The organism is Bifidobacterium oedipodis, assembly GCF_012932425.1.
Taxonomy (GTDB): Bacteria; Actinomycetota; Actinomycetes; order Actinomycetales; family Bifidobacteriaceae; genus Bifidobacterium; species Bifidobacterium oedipodis.
Genome location: NZ_JAAIII010000006.1, coordinates 37,056 through 54,785, shown reverse-complemented (window position 1 = coordinate 54,785; position 17,730 = coordinate 37,056). Strand labels below are relative to the sequence as shown.

The following is a 17,730-nucleotide window of genomic DNA, read 5'->3' as shown; positions in this document are numbered from 1 at the left end:
GATCAACGGTGGTGATCTTGCCAGTTTTCTTTTGAACCTGATATTTAATAAAAGATGACAGTTTTTACTGTGAGAAATATTAAGATTTGATGCTCTTACGAAATATAATTCGTAATTATATGAAACTTATGATAATGGCTACGACGATAACTGTCGTAGCCATTTTGTTAATGTAGAAACATTCGCTTATGGCGCATTAATATATCGAAGAGTTTTATATTAATCCTTGATTAAGGCTATCGCGTTGTGGACGGTTGCTGCATGGAAGAGAGTTTTGTAAACGAGAGTTTATCGTTTCTTTCGGGGAATGGATGATGGCATCGAAGATGTGTTGAACTGAACATAGGTCGTCATATTCGGCCTATAACAAGAAAACGAATGAAAGGATTGCATATGAGTAATGCGATGGCGCAGTTTGACTCACTGCAAGAAGATGCGTTAATGCAGGTCGAAGGCGGTGTGGTCATCACGGCGACGACTTGTGCCGCTATCGGTTTGGGAATTGCCGTTGTTGGCCTTGCGGCTGGTATTTTTGTTGGCGCTCATTTGTGATTTATGGAGGATAGAAATGGAAAATCAAACTGAATTGACAGTTGCCGAGCTCGAGACTGTAGACGGTGGATTTGTTATTACAGGTAGCATGGTAGCTTTGGGTGTCGGTATTTTTGCCGCTAGCTTTGCTGTAGGAGTGCCAATTGGTCAAGCTTTTTTCGGAAAATAAGCATGTGGTCATTACTGGACGTATGGTAGCCAAGGTGATTCTTATCAGCGCGATGATTGCGCAAGCAGTTATGTTAGCGTTGGCTTGCTGCGGCTTTGTATTTCCACCGTCGAGTAAAACAGTATTATTGCTAGGATTACCTGCGACCTTTTTGACATATTTGACGGCGATTCATAATCCGTCTAAAACAATCAATAAGGCAAGCAAAGAATAGCGATGCAGTAAACGAATGTCCACAATGAGTAATCATTGTGGACATTCGTTTATTAAGAGAAGCATATGAGTCGTGGAATGACCGTGCGCCTGATTGGATGGAATCATTCATACGGCGGCTTACGGATGATGGGGGTTTCATGTTCAAGCGATACGCTTATGTGCCGCAGGTGGACATGCGTGATTGCGGTGTGGCTGCGCTGGCTACCATCGCCAAGCATTATGGTTCTGACTATTCTCTGGCGCATCTGCGGGAATTGGCGAAAACCAATATGGAGGGCACTACTGCGCTTGGCTTGGTTGAAGCTGCCAAAGCCATCGGTTTCGAGACCAAAGCCGTCAAAGCAGACATGTCGTTATTCGGCATGGATGATGTGCCGTATCCGTTCATCGCTCATATCCTTAAACAAGGCAAGCTTCTGCACTATGTGGTGGTGTACAAGTCCGTAAAAGACAATCTGGTTATCGCCGATCCCGACCCGCACACGGGCGTGCGCAAGGTCGCCAAAAGCGATTTTGAAAAAGAGTGGTCGGGCGTGGCCCTGTTCATGGGGCCGGCACCACAATACCGGCCGCACAAGGAGACAAACAGTGGTCTGCTTGGCTTCGTGCCGCTACTGTTGAAAAACAAACGGCTCATCGCCAACATCATTGTTGCCGCGTTACTGGTCACCCTCATCAACGTGGTGGGTTCATACTTTCTGCAAGCGCTGATTGACACGTATATTCCAGATCAGATGAAATCAACGTTGGGCATCGTCTCCGTCGGTCTTATCGCTGCTTATGCTATCCAACAGGTGCTGTCATATGCGCGGCAATATTTGCTCACCGTGCTTGGGCAGCGTCTCAGCATTGATGTGATTCTTTCATATATCCGTCACATCTTCGAACTGCCCATGAGCTTTTTCTCCACTCGCCGCACGGGAGAAATCATCTCGCGTTTTACCGATGCGAACTCGATTATTGACGCTCTTGCCAGCACCATCATCTCCGTGTTCCTTGACGTCGGCACAGTGGTAATCGTCGGAGCCGTGCTCGGCCTGCAGAACGTGCAATTGTTCCTGCTGACGCTGGTGGCATTGCCGGTGTATGCACTGATCATCTTCGTGTTCGTGAAGCCATTCGAGCGTATGAACAACGATACGATGCAGGCAAACTCCATCGTCAGCTCATCCATCATCGAAGACATCAATGGCGTGGAAACTGTCAAATCTTTGTCCAGTGAGCAGGAGCGTTACAGCAAAATCGATCGTGAGTTCGTGAAATACCTTGACAAGTCTTTTTCCTATGCCAAGGCTGAGACGCTGCAAACCGTCTTGAAAAGTGCTGCGCGGCTGCTGCTCAATGTGGTGGTGCTGTGGGTGGGTGCGCGATTGGTAATGGATAATGCAATCAGCGTCGGCCAACTGGTTACCTACAATACGCTGCTTAATTATTTCACTGAGCCATTGTTGAACATCATCAATTTGCAGACCAAATTGCAATCCGCGCGAGTCGCCAATAACCGCCTCAACGAGGTGTTTCTGGTTGCATCGGAACACAACAACAGCCAAACCGTCACCGACTCCGCGCAGCTTGCCGGACCTATCAAACTTGATCATGTGTCATATAAATTCGGATATGGGCGCAACACCCTTACGGATATCAACCTGACCATTCAGCCAGGTGACAAGCTGGCAATCGTCGGTATGAGTGGTTCGGGCAAGACCACATTAGCCAAGCTGTTAGTTGATTTCTATGACGTTACCGAAGGCAGCGTGACTGTTGGCAATGCGAACGTGAACAACGTGGAACGAAACGTTCTACGTCGTCATATCAATTACTTGCCGCAGGAACCCTACATTTTCTCCGGATCGATCATGGACAACCTGACGCTTGGTGCCAAGCCTGGAACCACGCAGGAAGACATCATACGGGCCGTGGAAATCGCTGGAATTCGAGCGGATATCGAATCGATGCCGATGAATTATTCCACTGAACTTACCAGTGACGCGGCTGCCATTTCCGGCGGGCAAAAACAACGGATCGCTCTTGCCCGTGCCCTGCTTGCGGATGCGCCCGTGATGGTGCTGGATGAAGCCACCAGCAGTCTGGACGTGGCTACGGAAAAGATAATCATTGATAACCTATTGGCCTTGCATGACAAGACCATCATATTTATTGCACATCGTCTTACTGTTGCCTCGCGCTGCGGATCAATTATGGTGATGAACCACGGGCGTATCTGCGAACAAGGCACCCACGAGCAGCTGATGGCGAAGCGCGGCGAATATTATCACCTGTTCACCGATTGATGACGAAACGGGATTGTTATGGACTCACGACTGTTTGAAAGTTCGGAATACTACAGCCGGCGATACAGGAATTTTTCAACAATGGTAATCATGCCGGTGCTTGCCATTGTGGTGGGATTATTGGCGTTTTCATTGATCGGTACGCGTGAGATTACCGTGAAAACCGTTGGTGAAATCGTGCCGTCGCGAACTGTGACACGTATCCAATCCACAAGCAACAAACCGATAACGGTTAATCATGTGGAAGAAAACCGTGAAGTGCATAAAGGCGATTTGCTGCTCGCCTACGACAGTGCGGAAGATGACACTCAGTTGGAAGCACTACGTCAACAGTTAGAAGTGGCCGACCAACAGCATCGCGCCTTGGAACGTCTGATCGCAGGATTGAACGACGACACCGGAGCTTCCATCGAGACTGATGAATTTGGTTACAGCGCCATGCTGGACGATTTTCATGCGCGGGTGGACGCACTGCGTCGTGATGCGGCTACGCAGTATCAATCCACTGCTGATCAGAATGCCGCTATCGCCACAGTTCAGGCATCCGTGGATGAGCAGATAGTTCACGCGCAGCAATTGCTTGATGACTATGCACAATTGCGACAAGCAGTGGCCTCTGACGGAGTGCTGCCCGACGACAATGCTTTTATCGCATCGTATGCTACATACCAGGCCCAAGCGAATGCAACTACAGATGCGGAACAGAAAACAACCCTGCAAAACCAAACCCTCGCCGATATTGATTCGTCCGTGCGGGAACTGAATGAGTCAATCGCGTCATTGCGCACACAGCGAGCAAGTGCCGGCTCGATAACCGCTCAATCCAGCAGCCTCGACAGCCAAATAGAAGCCTTGCAAGCCCAATATCAACTGAATGCCGATAAAGAACTGGCTACCGTGCAGTCGAAACAATTGGAATTGAAAACCAGCATTGCCCTTGCCCAAGGTGACACAGAGAATCTGTGGGTGGAAGCGACCGCGAATGGTGTGCTGCACGTCAATGAGGAAGTGAAGGGACTTAAGCAGATACCTGCGGGAACGACCGTGGCTGAAGTGTACCCAAAACTGACTGATGGAACACAGCTGGACGTGATGCTGATGGTGCCGGTATCCGAAATCACGGAAATCCGAAAGGGGCAGGGGGTGCGTCTCAGTAATTATCAGAATTCAGCGAAGCCGCTAATTCTTGAGGCAACGGTTCGCTCCATCGCCTTGTCTCCTACTCGTACGGAGCAAGGTAATTATTATGAAGTGCGTGCGAGCGTAGTCAGTAAACCTGGCCAGTCGCAGTATCTACGGTATGGATTTCAGGGCGAAACCGTGATTATCACGGGGAAGAAGCCCTATTTGGCCTATTACTGGGACAAATTAGTGCATCCGTGATGCCGAGGCGGTGCTGAATCGTACTAAACCTGCTTGAAGCAGACCTGTTCGCGGCACTTCTTGTGGATTTTCCCCGAAACGTGCCGTTAACAGACACAGAATGGGCTACTCGCGGCACTTATCGTGGAAAATCCGCAAGAAGTGCCGCGAACAGGGCGTAATAATGCTGTTGCCGGCACTTTTTGAGGGAATCCCCAACAAAAGTGCCGGCAACAGGCATATAACAGACTATTTGAGGCACTTCTTGTGGGTATTCAACAAGAAGTGCCTCAAATCAAACTAGAGCAAGCTCAATTACTCTAAAACCAAACGCTTTAGCGCCATCCCATGGTCATCAGGAAGCCGACCATGATCAGGGCGAAGCCGATGGCAAGGTTCCAAGCGCCGATGTTCGGGATGGGCCAGGAGCCGGAGGGGGAGAGGTAGTAGACCACGCACCAGATCAGGCCGATGATCATGAAGAAGCAGAACAGTGGCACGAACCAGCGCGGGTTCGACTTGGTGCCCTTGATGGTCTCTTCCACACGCTTGGTGTTCTCTGCCTGACGGCTCATCATACGCTGCATCTGCGGGGTCAGCGTGGCCTTGTCGGCGGTTGCGTTGAGCACGGCCTGGACTTCTTCCATGTTGACGCCAAAGTCCTCATCATCCGTGGCCGTTGCATCAGCAGTAGTATCAGCGGCGGCAGTATCGGTCGCAGCAGCGTCGGTGGTCTCGACGCTTTCGGCGGAAGCCTCCGCCTGCAGGTTCTTCTGGTCGTTCGAGTCGGTTTCGTGCAGCTCTTCGTCAGCCATCAGCTTAGTCTCCATTCATTAGGCTAGAAATCATAATAGTGGGTAGACTCGAAAGCAGCGCACAATCCACCAAAAAAGTAGGGTAAAGGCAGGAAATTCATGGCTAAGCACGTCGGCAGACACGGCATACGCCGCTCCATATGGGGCAGTGTGGCCGTTTTTGTCGTAGTGGCGCTCAGCGGATTCCTGCTGACCACCAATATGCGCGTCAATCAGACTGCCACCGTATATAACGATACTGCCGACCGTGTGGAGCAAAGCGTTGACGAAGTCAACGAGTTGCAGAAAGATATCACCGATCTGACAGCTCAAGTGGGTAACCTCACCGAAGTGCTCGGTGACGGCAAACAAGGCACGGATAGCGATGACACCGGTTCCAGCCTGATGCTGCCACGTTTGACGGGTGAAGGCGTCACCGTGACCCTGGATGATTCGCCGATGTGGGAGACCGCCGTCAACGACAGTGGTTCGACTGCCAATATCAACGACTATGTCATCCACCAGCAAGACGTCGAGGCCGTGGTGAACGCGCTATGGGCGGGTGGGGCCGATGCGCTGATGATTATGGATCAACGCGTGCTATTCAATTCGGCAGTCTATTGTTCGGGCAACGTGTTGTCGCTGCACGGTAAGAAATACGCGCCTCCGTTCACCATCTCCGCCATCGGTGATCCGGAGGAGCTGCGCAAGGCGCTCAACGATTCGGATGCCATTACGATTCTTAAACAATACGTCACCACATTCGGTATCGGGTACAAGGTGGAAACCAAAACGGATCTTGATTTTCCGGCCACCGCCCAGTTGTTGCAGCAACTGCAATATGCCACGGTTGATACGTCGAAACTGGAAGATGGCCAGCAGAGCACGCAGTCGGGCACGGGTACAGGCTCCGGTGACGGTACAAGCAACGAAAACTAACAGGAACAGAAGGCATATATATGGCACGCAGTAGGCACGCAGCCCATCGTTCCAGTGAAGGTAAAGCATTGAACACAGAGGCGACCGGCAGTGCGAACGTCGTTACGCACGAACGTCGTGGCGTGCTGTGGCAGCTGCTGGGCATTCTGGCGGAAATCTTGATTACCTGCGCTGCGATCTGCGCGCTGTATATCGTTTGGCAGATGTGGTGGACCGGCGTCGAAGCGGAACAGACGCAGAATGAAACCATGCAGTCGGTGTCGTGGAGCGAACCCGGGCAGGACGGCGAACAGGTCAGTGTCGCCCAAGCGCAAGAGGGTGATCCGCCAGTTCAACCCGAAAGCCCGCAATACGGTGATCTGATCGCACAGGTGTACATTCCCCGCTTTGGTGAGAATTGGCATCGCAATCTGGTCGAGGGCACCACACTCGAACAGCTCAACCGTCACGGGCTTGGCCATTATTCCACCAGCCAACTGCCCGGTCAGGTCGGCAATTTCGCCATTGCCGGGCATCGCAACGGCTACGGTCAGCCGTTGGGCGACGTGGATAAGTTGCAGGTTGGTGACGCAATCATCATCCGCACGCAGGATTACTGGTACGTCTATTCCTATGCCAGCTACGAAATCGTGCTGCCCACCGACGTGTATGTAATCGGTGCCAATCCGGAGAATCCGGGAGCCGAAGCCACCAAACGCATGATCACTCTGACCACCTGCGAGCCGAAATATTCCACTCCCACACACCGGTGGATTAGCTACGGCGAGCTGAAATATTGGGCCAAAGTATCCGACGGCGTACCCGCCGAGCTGGCCACCACCGATTCGTCCGGCACGGTGACGTTCGCAGTCAAACAGACCCCCTCCGTCGCCTCGCGCATCGGTTCGCTGGACAAAGTGGTGGCGTGGGCGTTGGTGGCTTGGGCGATAGTATTCATCGCCGCCGCTGTGGCCTGGCGCTGGCCTGCGCTGCGTGCGATTCGTGAGGGCCGTCGTCGCCGCCCCGATGCCTCCATCTACGGCACTCTGCAGCGCTTGCAGCCCGGCGTACTGCCGATCCGGTGCCTGTTGCTGTTGCTGTTGCTGTTCGCCGCTGCTGCCGCGCTGTTCCAGTGGGGATTCCCATGGGCTGCCGCCAATATTCCACTGTTGCAACAGATGTCGAATTTCGTGGCCGTTGAATGAGTAGTATGGCTTGCAGTACCAGACGTGAAGGAGAACAAGCATGACTGATTCGGCGCACATCTTGGTGGTGGATAACTACGATTCCTTCGTCTACACCATCGTCGGATATTTGAAAACCCTGGGTGCCACCGTGGACGTGGTGCGCAACGATGCCATCGATCCGTCCGCACCCGGCGTGCTTGACGGTTATGACGGCGTGCTCATTTCCCCTGGCCCTGGCGCTCCGGCCGACTCCGGTGCCAGCGAGGATATGATTCGCCTGTGCGCCGCCGAAGGCATGCCGATGTTCGGTGTGTGCCTGGGATTGCAGGCGCTCGCGGAGGTCTACGGTTGCACGGTGAGCCACGCGCCCACCATTATGCACGGCAAAACCAGCTTGGTAGAGCATGTGGATGATGAGATTTTCGAAGGTGTGGCCAATCCGATGACCGCCACCCGTTACCATTCGCTGGCAGTGGAGCCCGATTCGGTGCCCGATACGCTGGTCGTCACCGCTTGGACGCAGGATGATCATATTGTGCAGGGCATTAGGGTGAAGGACAAGCCGATGTATGCGGTGCAGTTCCACCCGGAATCGGTGATGACCCAGGACGGCTACCGTCTGCTGGCCAACTGGCTGAAGGTGTGTGGCCAGCCCAGCGCGGTCGAATTGTCGGCCGGTTTGCAGCCTAAGGTCAATAAGTAGGCGGTCACCTGACAACAATCTGTCTTACGAAAACTGCCCTTGGCAGTGTCAGCTATTAAGTTGACACTGCCAAGGGCAGTTTTCGTTTGTTTGATTATCGCCGAATCAGTCGGTGTCGCTACCGCTGTCAGGATCCGGCGTTGGGGTGGGTGTAGGCGTCGGCTCCGTTGTGCTGCTGCTCTGGGTGGTGACGGTGATGGTTGCGCCTTCATCGGCCATTGTGCCGGATGCCGGGTTGGTGGACAGCACAATATCGCTGTTTCCGGAGGATCCGGACTGCGTCACTTTGAATCCGAGCGATTCCAGCTGTGCCTTGGCCTGGCTGAACGTCCAGCCAGTCACGCTTGGCACGGCGACCTGGCTCTTGCCGGACGACACCCAGATGGTAATGGTGCTGCCCTGCATCACCGATGTGCCGGAGCCGGGCTCCACACGGGAAACCGAACCGGCTGCCACATCGTTGGATGTTTCGCTCTGAATCACCACGGAGAAGCCACGGTCGGTCAACGACTTCTGCGCCGCATCCTGCGTTTGCCCCACAAGATTGTCAGGCACCTTGGTCATGCCGGACGAGACGTAAATCGTAATCGACGTGCCCTTGGGCTGCGAGGAGCCGATAGCCGGATCGGTTCTGGTCACCATATCCTTGCTGATAGTGTCGCTATCTTCGGTGCGTATGCTGGAACTTACCGTGAAGCCGGCATCCTCAAGCTCTTGGCGGGCCTCTTCCTGGCTCTTATCCTTAACGTCAGGCACAGGCACGGACTGCGGTCCGGCCGAGAACCAGACCTCCACTTTGGAGCCCTTCTCCACGCTGGTGCCGCCCTCCGGATCCTGATCGGTGAAGGTTCCGGCCTTTTCGGTGGAATCGGTGTCCTGCCGCTCCACCATCGTCAGGCCCAACGCCTTGAGCTTGGCGCTGATGGTGTCTTTGGACATGGTGGCGTTGAACGTGGGCACGGTGACCATTTCGGTGGTGTTGTTCTTCGGGTTGCCAATGGCGAAGGCGATGCCCAGAATAATCGCCAGCAACGCCAGTATGCCGATTACCGAACCGATGATGATCTGCTTGCGACGCTTGGTTTTGGCCGCCGCCGCACGCTGCTCGGCGCGTGATTTGACGGCGGTGGGGTTGTTGAGCGGCGACGGTGTGACGCGCTCGAACTGCCCGGTGATCGGATTGAACGTCTGCGTGGCCGTTGTGGGGGCAGTGCCGTTTTTATACGCGTCATCCTCGGCGGCTTTGCGCGCCTTGACATTCGACAGGTCGGTTAGCGGGTTGAACGCGGCCGCCACCGGCACACCACCGTTCATGAACGACAGAATATCGTTGCGGAATTCGGCGGCCGTGGCATAACGGTTCTGGCGATCCTTGGCCATGGCCTTCGCACAGATGCGATCCCACATGGGCGGCAAGCCCGGCACCACCGAAGACGGCGGCGTGGCGATTTCGGAAACATGCTGGTAAGCGATGGCCACAGCGGAATCGCCGGTGAAGGGCGGGCGTCCCGTCAGCATCTCATAGAGCACGCAACCGGCCGAATACAGGTCGGAGCGCATATCCACGGTTTCGCCGCGAGCCTGTTCGGGGCTCAGGTATTGCGCGGTGCCCACCACACCCTGGCTCTGGGTCATTGTGGCGGCCGAATCGTCGAGCGCGCGGGCGATGCCGAAGTCCATGACCTTGACCACGCCCTGTTCGGAAATCATGATGTTGCCGGGCTTGATATCGCGGTGGATCACACCCATGCGGTGCGAATAATCAAGGGCACCCAGCACGCCGAGCATCACCATTTCGCTGTCGCGCTGGCTCAGGGCACCGTTCACCTTGATGATGTCGCGCAGGGTTTGACCCTTGATGTATTCCATCACGATATACGGCAGGGTTTCGGTGGTGCCGTTCGGCCCCTCAACAACCTCTTCGCCGGAATCATAGATGTTGACGATGTTCGGATTATTCATCTGCGCCACGGCATGAGCTTCGCGGCGGAAACGCTTAAGGAAGATGTTATCGGTGGCCAGATCGGCGCGCATGATCTTGATGGCCACGGTACGGCCCAGACGCGTGTCCAGGGCCACATGAACCTCGGCCATACCACCGCGTCCGATGAGCTGACCGAGCTGGTAACGCCCGGAAGCCAGCGCACTGGGCATAGTGCTGCTCATTGCTAATCCCTTCTTCCAATTGTCGTGCGGCCGCTGAGCACAATGCGAGGTGTGCTGGAGACTCTACGGGGCAAGCGGCTGCCGCTAGTGACCATGGTGCTATCCATCATTTCCGTTTGCTGGTCCAACAAACGGCGTTCGATGCGCGCCAATGTGCGCGACACCACCAGCGCATCCTTCGGGCGATCGAGAGGGTCTTTGGCCAGCATCGACATTACGAATTCTCGAAGCTGAACATCCACCGTATCCGGCAGGGGCGGTACGGGGTCGTTAACGTGTGCGGCCGCGATATCCACCGGTGTGGCACCGGTGAACGGTCGATGGCCGGCAAGTCCTTCGTAGGCCACTACGCCCAGCGAATAGATGTCTGACTGGGGTGTGGCCTGCTGTCCCTGCGCCTGTTCGGGGGAAATGTATTGCGCGGTGCCCACCACCATGCCATCCTGCGTGATCTGGCCTTGGCCGGTGGAGTAGCTGACGCCGAAATCGGTGATTTTGACTTCGCCGGAATCGGAGACCATGATATTTGCGGGCTTCACGTCGCGGTGAATCACGCCATGCGAATGCGCAATGAACAGGCCGCGTGCCGTTTGAATCAGGATCGGCAGCAATTCGATGGGATCCATCGCGCCTTTTTCGTGGTACAGGTCGGCCAACGATTTTGACGGCACGTATTCCATGATCAGGAAGCCGATGCCATCGTGCTCGTAGTATTCAAACAATGCTGCGATGTTCGGATGCGCCAAATTGGCGGAATTATGCGCTTCCGCACGCAGGCGACGCAGTTTGGCCTCGGCGCTGGTCACATCCGATCGCAACGCTTTGATCGCTACGGTGCGGCCGAGCTGAATGTCGTAGCCCTTCCACACTTCGCCCATGCCACCTTGCGCGAGTCGGCTGTCGAGACGATATCGACGATGAATCAGCTGTCCTTCGATCAGTTTCATTGCTGCAACGCCTCCTGCATCATCGCACGCATGATCGGGCCAGCGGCGAGCGAACCATAAAGATCTGTATTATGCACCACCACGGCGATGGCGATTTTCGGGTCTTCGGCCGGAGCGAAGCCGATAACCCAGCCGTCGATGCTTTCGCCATTGACACCAATCTGGGCGGTACCGGTTTTCGCAGCCACGGAAATACCATCAAGAGCCAACTGCTGGTTTTCCTTGGTCACTACGCCTTGCATCATCGAAGTGAGCTTGTCCGCGGTCTCCTTGCTGAAGACATTGGCCATAATCTGAGCCTTGGTCTGCGAAATCACGCTCAAATCGGCGGCACGCACGCGGTCAACCAGCGTCGGGCGCATCAGCTCGCCGTTATTGGCAATCGCCTGAGCCACCATAGCCATTTGCAACGGGGTGGCAGTCACATCGCCCTGGCCGATGGATGCCAAAGCCAGCCTGTCGTCAGCCGGATCATTGGGGAACGAGGAGGCGGTGGCCGTCATCGGTGTGCCGGTGGACTCGTTGCCATCGATAGTGATGGTGCTGCCGAATCCCAGCTTGGTGGCCATATCGCTTACCTTGTCGGCACCAAGCGTGACGCCCAACTGCGCGAAAGCGGTGTTGGACGAGTAGGCAACGGCGTCCTGCAATGAAATCTGACCATTGGTGCCATCGGCAGCCGCGTTTGAATTCGGCAGCTGGGTGGCCGTGCCGGGCAAGGTATAGGTGGAGCCGGCCGGTATCTGCGTATCGGGCTGATAATCGCCGGTTTCCAACGCAGCCGCAGCCACGATCGTCTTAAAAGTGGATCCCGGAGGGTACACCTGGGATGTGGCTCGGTTGATCAGCGGGCTATTCTCGCCCTGGGCGAGTGAGTTGTAGGCTTCGGCCGCGGCCTTGGTATCGTGCGTAGCCAGTGTGTTCGGATCGTAGCTTGGCGTGCTCACCATGGCCAGAATACGGCCGGTTTTCACCTCAATGGCCACAGCGGCACCATCGCGATCGCCCAGCTGATCGTAGGCCACCTGCTGCAACGCGGGGCTGATGGAGGTTTCCAGCGAGGCGCCCTGATTCACACCGCCGGTGAGCAGGTTCTTCAAACGCTGCCACATCAGCGAATCAGATTCGCCGTTGAGCAGCTGGCTGCTGGAGGCTTCCAGACCGCGGTCTGCCGGTTGGCTGATCGAGAAGTAGCCGGTAACCGGCGCATACAGCGGACCATTCGTGTACGAGCGCTGATATTTGAAAGCGTCGTTAACAGGCTCGGATTTGGCCATCACCGTGCCGTCTGAAGCGAGGATTGCACCGCGATAGGCACCCAGCTGGTGATACAGCGAGCGGGTGTTGCGAGAATCGCTGTTCAACTCATCGGCGCGAATCGCCATCAGTATCGTGGAACTCAGCCCAAGCACCACAAACAAGACCACGACGGCAGTGAACAGCTGACGAAGACATTTGTTCATGCGCGTTCACCTCCGTTATTGCGGATCGTTGGTTTGTTGGTTGTGCTGGCTGAACCGCTGGTTGGCGGCAGCGGCGGAATCGTGCCGGTTGTCGGCAACGCCTCACTGGTGATCGGCAGATCGCCGTCCTCGGCGTGCGCTGGCGTGGCGGCATGGCGTGCTTCGGATCGTGTGCTGGTCCACGCGTCGGCCGGCGTATCGGTTGATGTGTGATCCGACGCATGGGTCGGCACGTGGGCAGGCGTGTGCGCCGGCTCTTCAACCTGTGCGGCATATCGTGGCGCCGAAGCACGCGGGCGTTCAATCGGCTCAGTGGCACGGGCGCGTGCCTCAAGCTCCTTATTGCGCAGCACGGCGAGAGCCTCGTACTGGAATGTATCCGACGTCAATTCCGGCTCGGGTTTGTTGGCCGCATTGGAAATCACAATCAGCAGTGCGGCAAGAATATAGTTGGCGATCAGGCTGGATCCGCCAGCCGCCATATACGGCAGGGTCAGGCCCGTAAGCGGAATCACCAGCGTAATGCCACCGACCACGGTGAACACCTGGAAGGCCATGGTGAACACCAGTCCGGAGGCCAGCAGCTTGCCGAACCCATCCTTGATTTTCATGGCAGTGATGAAGCCGGAGGCGATAATCAGCAAATACAGCACCAAAATGGCCAGCAGTCCGACCAATCCCAACTCTTCGCCCAAAGAGGCATAGATAAAGTCGGAGTTCGCGAATGTGGTGAGTGCAGGATGCCCCTGGCCCAAGCCGGTGCCGACCATACCGCCGGACGCCAGGCCGAAAATGCCGGTAACTAGCTGCCAGGAGCCGCCATACGGCTTGGTGTACTGCTCGTTGCTGAACGGATGCAGCCAGGCATCCACACGCGAGCCAACATGGCTGAATACGCTGGCCGCCAGCACCGCACCGGCAGCGAAAGCGATCAGACCGATGATAATCCAGCTGGTGCGGCCGGTGGACACATACAGCATCGCCACGAACATGGCAAAGAACATCAGTGACGTGCCCAGATCATGCTGCATAACCAGCACGCCCATCGAAGCGACCCACACCAGAATAATCGGGCCTAAATCTTTGATGCGCGGCAGTTGCAAGCCCAACACTTTTTTACCGCCCACAGCCAGCTGGTCACGATGATCGAACAGGTAGGCGGCGAAGAAGAAGGCGAGGAAGAGTTTGGCGAATTCGCCCGGCTGGAACGAGCCGAGACCGGGAATCTTTACCCAAATACGCGCGCCGTTGACCTCGCTGCCGATCACCGGCAGCATAGGCGACAGCAGCAGCGCCAAACCCACCACCATCGACACATAGGAAAAACGCCGCAACAGGCGGTAATCGCGCAATCCCACGATGATAATCGCCACCAAAACCAACGCCAGACACAGCCACTGCAGCTGGCGCATGGCACTGGCAGTATCCAACGACTGATCGATGCGAGCGATCATCACCACACCAGTGGCCGTCAGCAACAGCACGCATGGTGCAATCGACTGACTGGCGTAGGGCTGGAATTTAACGACCAAACCCCACACCACCACGTTCAGCAGTGCGACCATGCCAAGCATAATCGCATAATTCGTCGGGAAACTGCCTGCGGTGCGCATGAACATTTGGAAGAACGCAAGAAAGCCGATGCCCATGGCGATCAGCAGCAGCGAAATCTGACGCAAACGGGTCACGATCATTGCGTGCCTCCCGTTGTCGCATCATCGGCTGCGCCAATATCCGGCTTGTTGTCGGATTGGTCGGATTTATTCGACGTATCCGATTTGTCGGATGCATCAGACTTATCGGATGCATCAGACTTATCGGATGCATCAGACTTATCGGACGTATCCGACTTATCTTCGGACTTATCAGAGGATTCGGATCGCTTGGTATCCTCTTCCTGCTGCTTGCGCAGCTTATTCATTTCGCTGCGGATAATGTCCACATGGGACTCAGCTTCGCTGAGCGAATCCACGGTAATACCCTGCTCCAATTGATCCTGCCAGGTCTGCGGCAGCGATGACGTGACGATGGATGTGCGCGTCACCTCGTGAGACAATTCAAATCCAAACAAATTCGTGGGCACGCCCTGATAAATCGTAACCTTGCCGTTGCTATTGCCCACATAGTAGCGCGTCTGGCTCCAGGCGTAGGTACCAAAACCTGCGCCAACCAGCGCCAGCACCGCAAGTACGGAGATGATAATCGTTGCCAGACGGCTGCGGCGTTTCTTGGCGCGCGTGGCCTTGCGCTGTTCGGCCTGCTCGGCGCGAATGGCCTTGGCCACCTCCGGGTCGTTCGGATCGGCGGAAATACGGCCGTCCGGCTTTTGCACCACCGGAATCTCACCGGTGTCGGGATTCGGACGCTCGCCGATCTCTTCGCGCACGGTTGACGGCTGCACCACGCGAGAAGCCTGTTCCTCAGAATCCTGCGTATCCTGCTGTGTTTCATTGTCGTTTGCCGGGGCTGAAGCGGACTGAATCAGCGCCGCCGCGCGCTGGGCGGGCGAATCATCCTCGCGCAGGGGAGGGGCGGTGGCCACCGGTTCGTTGACGATATCGGCGATCGGCTCCAGATTGCTGCTGGCCGCGCCACCCACCAAAGGCGTCTGATGCGGCAAATCGAACGCATCGGCATCCAGCGCCAGTGTGGCGTCGGCGATTACGGCGGTGACATTATCGGTGCTGCCAGCACGCAGGGCCATCTGCACCAGCCGCTGAGCGCATTCGCCCTGATCAGACATGGTGGTCAGGGCCTCTTCGAGCGTGGAATCCTCCAGCACACCGCACAGGCCGTCGGAGCATAACAGCCAGCGGTCGGCAGGGTGGGCCTTGCGAATCGAAATATCAGGCCTGGGGTCGATGTCGAAATCGCCGAGCACGCGCATAACCACGTTGCGCTGCGGATGATTCTTGGCCTCGGATTCGCTGATGCGGCCAGTGCTGATCAAGTGCTGCACATAGCTGTGGTCACAGGTGATGCGGCGCAGATGGCCGTCGCGCAGCAGGTAGGCGCGCGAATCGCCGATGTGTGCAACCACCCAATAGCCGGCCACCAGCGCCACTGCGGTGACGGTGGTACCCATGCCGGCAAGCTTGCGTTCGCGCTTGGCCTTGCCCACGATGGCGTCATGCGCGGCCATCACGGAGGTTTCCATCATGCGCGAGATGACTTCCACGTCGCCGCCGGTGTCGTCCTGCTCGATATGGGCGAGTGAGCGGATGGCGATGCTGGAAGCTGTGTCGCCGCCGGCGTGGCCGCCCATGCCATCGCAGATGGCGATAAGATGCTCACCTGCGAAGGATGAATCCTGATTATTCGAACGCACAGTGCCCACGTCGGACACGGTGGTGGAATACAGGAACAACGGTTGTGAAGCGGCGGATGTGGGCATGCGGCTACCTCAGTTCGAAGGTGGTGGCGCCGATGCGCACGGGAACGCGGGCGGGCAGAATAGCAGGCTGGCTAATGCGCTGCTGATTGACCACGGTGCCATTGGTAGAGTTGAGATCCTCGATGACCCACTGGCCGGAACGGGAATCCTTGTATACGCGGGCGTGATGGGATGAGACGAATTCGTCATCCAGCACTACGGTATTCGACGCGGCGCGACCAAGGCTGATTTCGGTGTCGGTCAGCGGCACGGAACTACCGGCCAGCGGCCCGTCGATAATAACCAACAGCGTGGGCTCCACACGGGAGGCCGGCTGCTGGGGATGCTGCGGGCGCTGAACCTGAGGTGCGACCGGCGTCGCCGATTTGGCGGCGGTCGCCTCACGTTCGCGGCGACGACGCGTGCGCGAAGGTCGCGGGCTGAACGTCTCGATGTCCTTATGCAGCGAACGAATCGCCAGCCATACGAACACCCAGAGCAGGATCAGAAACCCGTACTTTAACAGGGCGAATGTCAGTTCGGTCATAAGCCGGCCTGACTACTCCTGGGCTTGCGCGGAGGCCCAATACAGGATGCGCGTGCGGCCAATCGTAATGGTATTGCCGTCCAGCAGTGTGGCGGCAGGAACCTGATGGCCTTCGACGTAGGTGCCGTTGGTGGAACCCAGATCGCGTGCAATCACGCCATTATCGGTGATGTCAATCTCCAGATGCTTGCGTGAAATGCCCGGGTCGTCGATAACGATGTCGCAGCCGGAGCCGCGGCCGATAATGGTCTTTTCCTTGGTGAGCAGGTACTGGTTGCCGTTCACCTCAAGCACGGGGCTGTCCTGGGTCTGCGCGTCGGTGGTGACGGGCACGGCATTGCCCTGCACCGATTCGGAAGACAGATTGAAGTTGCCCTTGCTCAGGTTCAGATCCTCTTCGAAGATCACCACCACCGGGCCTACGAAAGCGTAATGCTGGCTTTTGGCGTATTCGGTGAGGTTGTCCGCCAGCTCGTTGGCCAGGGTTTCGCTGCCCCATGCTTCAATGCGGTCGAAATCCGGGGTGCTCAGCTTGAATCGGTATTCGTTCGGGGCCACCGTGCGGTCGCGGCCCACGGGCATGGCTTCGGCGTCGATCTCGCGCTCCAGGGCGCTGGATAGATCGACGGGCTGCAGGTCTTTGGAGCCGAATTTGGCAAATACTCCGTTGACCGCGCCTTCCACGCTTTTCTCAAAACGGTCGAGAACGCTCATAGTCCTCCCTTTCTATTCTTGGACTATAGTACGCACCGAGCCGCATTAGGCCAAAACCACTTGTGAATACTTGCAAAAGCTTCATTGCGTGCCGTAAGCGTCGAGAATTGCAGGGGCATGTTCTTATGGCACTTCTTGTCTGTATTCCCGCAAGAAGTGCCTCTAACGGAGTGAAGTTTGGTTCTACGGGGCACTTATTGCGGGGTTTCCCGTAAAAAGTGCCGCGAGCGGTCGGAAAATGGGCTGTTGGCGGCACTTATCGTGGATTTCTCACGAAAAGTGCCTCTAACGGAGCAGAGCATGGTTCTACGGGGCACTTATTGCGGAT

16 protein-coding genes are annotated in these 17,730 nt (G+C 56.2%); 8 read left to right on the top strand and 8 right to left on the bottom strand.

All coding sequences use genetic code 11. The annotated features are described in order from the left end of the window. The first annotated feature begins 393 nt into the window (after window positions 1–393). From G1C95_RS09680 to G1C95_RS09660, 5 genes are all read left to right on the top strand, one after another. Entirely contained in the window at window positions 394–552 is a 159-nt protein-coding gene (locus G1C95_RS09680) for a Blp family class II bacteriocin (RefSeq protein ID WP_169172748.1), read from the top strand. Between the two features lie 16 nt (window positions 553–568). Continuing rightward, window positions 569–721 carry a class IIb bacteriocin, lactobin A/cerein 7B family gene (locus G1C95_RS09675; protein WP_169172747.1) on the top strand — a complete coding sequence of 51 codons (153 nt, stop codon included), beginning with the start codon at window positions 569–571 and terminating at the stop codon, window positions 719–721. After that, window positions 696–935 (top strand): hypothetical protein, encoded by a 240-nt coding sequence (locus tag G1C95_RS09670; RefSeq protein WP_169172746.1) that lies wholly within the window; start codon window positions 696–698, stop codon window positions 933–935. The genes G1C95_RS09675 and G1C95_RS09670 overlap by 26 nt, the downstream gene beginning before the upstream one ends. 139 nt (window positions 936–1,074) lie before the next feature. Then, window positions 1,075–3,228, top strand: a complete 2,154-nt coding sequence (locus G1C95_RS09665; protein WP_169172745.1) for a peptide cleavage/export ABC transporter — start codon at window positions 1,075–1,077, stop codon at window positions 3,226–3,228. Between the two features lie 18 nt (window positions 3,229–3,246). Further along, a complete protein-coding gene (locus tag G1C95_RS09660; protein ID WP_169172744.1) occupies window positions 3,247–4,611 on the top strand; it encodes a bacteriocin secretion accessory protein in 1,365 nt (454 codons plus the stop codon). A gap of 314 nt (window positions 4,612–4,925) precedes the next feature. Here the strand turns inward: G1C95_RS09660 and crgA are convergent, their stop codons facing one another. After that, window positions 4,926–5,405 carry a cell division protein CrgA gene (gene crgA / locus G1C95_RS09655; protein WP_169172743.1) on the bottom strand — a complete coding sequence of 160 codons (480 nt, stop codon included), beginning with the start codon at window positions 5,403–5,405 and terminating at the stop codon, window positions 4,926–4,928. A gap of 99 nt (window positions 5,406–5,504) precedes the next feature. Here crgA and G1C95_RS09650 point away from each other — a divergent pair, with 99 nt between their 5' ends. The 3 genes from G1C95_RS09650 to G1C95_RS09640 are packed head-to-tail and all read left to right on the top strand — an operon-like array spanning window position 5,505 to window position 8,192. Continuing rightward, entirely contained in the window at window positions 5,505–6,323 is an 819-nt protein-coding gene (locus G1C95_RS09650) for a DUF881 domain-containing protein (RefSeq protein WP_169172742.1), read from the top strand. A gap of 20 nt (window positions 6,324–6,343) precedes the next feature. Next, complete coding sequence (locus tag G1C95_RS09645; protein ID WP_169172741.1) at window positions 6,344–7,507, top strand: class E sortase; 1,164 nt, start codon at window positions 6,344–6,346, stop codon at window positions 7,505–7,507. Window positions 7,508–7,547: 40 nt separating this feature from the next. Beyond that, window positions 7,548–8,192, top strand: coding sequence for an anthranilate synthase component II (locus tag G1C95_RS09640; RefSeq protein WP_169172740.1), 645 nt, complete (start codon window positions 7,548–7,550; stop codon window positions 8,190–8,192). Window positions 8,193–8,297: 105 nt separating this feature from the next. Here the strand turns inward: G1C95_RS09640 and pknB are convergent, their stop codons facing one another. Genes pknB through G1C95_RS09605 form a run of 7 tightly spaced genes read right to left on the bottom strand, consistent with a single transcriptional unit; the run spans window position 8,298 to window position 17,402 of the window. Then, window positions 8,298–10,358 (bottom strand): Stk1 family PASTA domain-containing Ser/Thr kinase, encoded by a 2,061-nt coding sequence (pknB, locus tag G1C95_RS09635; protein WP_169172739.1) that lies wholly within the window; start codon window positions 10,356–10,358, stop codon window positions 8,298–8,300. A gap of 2 nt (window positions 10,359–10,360) precedes the next feature. Beyond that, on the bottom strand, window positions 10,361–11,305 hold the full coding sequence (locus G1C95_RS09630; RefSeq protein ID WP_169172738.1) for a serine/threonine-protein kinase: 945 nt from the start codon (window positions 11,303–11,305) through the stop codon (window positions 10,361–10,363). Next, window positions 11,302–12,768, bottom strand: a complete 1,467-nt coding sequence (locus tag G1C95_RS09625) for a peptidoglycan D,D-transpeptidase FtsI family protein (RefSeq protein ID WP_169172737.1) — start codon at window positions 12,766–12,768, stop codon at window positions 11,302–11,304. The genes G1C95_RS09630 and G1C95_RS09625 overlap by 4 nt, the downstream gene beginning before the upstream one ends. Then, window positions 12,765–14,462, bottom strand: coding sequence for an FtsW/RodA/SpoVE family cell cycle protein (locus tag G1C95_RS09620; protein WP_205832804.1), 1,698 nt, complete (start codon window positions 14,460–14,462; stop codon window positions 12,765–12,767). Before G1C95_RS09620 ends, G1C95_RS09625 begins: the two co-directional genes overlap by 4 nt. Next, the gene (locus G1C95_RS09615) at window positions 14,459–16,162 is read right to left on the bottom strand and encodes a PP2C family protein-serine/threonine phosphatase (RefSeq protein ID WP_169172736.1); all 1,704 of its coding nucleotides are present in this window, start codon (window positions 16,160–16,162) and stop codon (window positions 14,459–14,461) included. The genes G1C95_RS09620 and G1C95_RS09615 overlap by 4 nt, the downstream gene beginning before the upstream one ends. Window positions 16,163–16,166: 4 nt before the next feature. Next, window positions 16,167–16,688 (bottom strand): FHA domain-containing protein FhaB/FipA, encoded by a 522-nt coding sequence (locus tag G1C95_RS09610; RefSeq protein ID WP_169172735.1) that lies wholly within the window; start codon window positions 16,686–16,688, stop codon window positions 16,167–16,169. A 12-nt stretch (window positions 16,689–16,700) separates the two neighbouring features. Beyond that, window positions 16,701–17,402 carry an FhaA domain-containing protein gene (locus G1C95_RS09605; RefSeq protein WP_169172734.1) on the bottom strand — a complete coding sequence of 234 codons (702 nt, stop codon included), beginning with the start codon at window positions 17,400–17,402 and terminating at the stop codon, window positions 16,701–16,703. Between the last annotated feature and the right edge of the window lie 328 nt (window positions 17,403–17,730).

Coding starts and splice junctions, on each gene's coding strand:
- G1C95_RS09680 (WP_169172748.1), top strand. CDS start 394: ATGAGTAATGCGATGGCGCAGTTTGACTCACTGCAAGAAGATGCGTTA.
- G1C95_RS09630 (WP_169172738.1), bottom strand. CDS start 11,305: ATGAAACTGATCGAAGGACAGCTGATTCATCGTCGATATCGTCTCGAC.
- pknB (WP_169172739.1), bottom strand. CDS start 10,358: ATGAGCAGCACTATGCCCAGTGCGCTGGCTTCCGGGCGTTACCAGCTC.
- G1C95_RS09640 (WP_169172740.1), top strand. CDS start 7,548: ATGACTGATTCGGCGCACATCTTGGTGGTGGATAACTACGATTCCTTC.
- G1C95_RS09660 (WP_169172744.1), top strand. CDS start 3,247: ATGGACTCACGACTGTTTGAAAGTTCGGAATACTACAGCCGGCGATAC.
- crgA (WP_169172743.1), bottom strand. CDS start 5,405: ATGGCTGACGAAGAGCTGCACGAAACCGACTCGAACGACCAGAAGAAC.
- G1C95_RS09620 (WP_205832804.1), bottom strand. CDS start 14,462: ATGATCGTGACCCGTTTGCGTCAGATTTCGCTGCTGCTGATCGCCATG.
- G1C95_RS09605 (WP_169172734.1), bottom strand. CDS start 17,402: ATGAGCGTTCTCGACCGTTTTGAGAAAAGCGTGGAAGGCGCGGTCAAC.
- G1C95_RS09610 (WP_169172735.1), bottom strand. CDS start 16,688: ATGACCGAACTGACATTCGCCCTGTTAAAGTACGGGTTTCTGATCCTG.
- G1C95_RS09650 (WP_169172742.1), top strand. CDS start 5,505: ATGGCTAAGCACGTCGGCAGACACGGCATACGCCGCTCCATATGGGGC.
- G1C95_RS09665 (WP_169172745.1), top strand. CDS start 1,075: ATGTTCAAGCGATACGCTTATGTGCCGCAGGTGGACATGCGTGATTGC.
- G1C95_RS09645 (WP_169172741.1), top strand. CDS start 6,344: ATGGCACGCAGTAGGCACGCAGCCCATCGTTCCAGTGAAGGTAAAGCA.
- G1C95_RS09625 (WP_169172737.1), bottom strand. CDS start 12,768: ATGAACAAATGTCTTCGTCAGCTGTTCACTGCCGTCGTGGTCTTGTTT.
- G1C95_RS09615 (WP_169172736.1), bottom strand. CDS start 16,162: ATGCCCACATCCGCCGCTTCACAACCGTTGTTCCTGTATTCCACCACC.
- G1C95_RS09675 (WP_169172747.1), top strand. CDS start 569: ATGGAAAATCAAACTGAATTGACAGTTGCCGAGCTCGAGACTGTAGAC.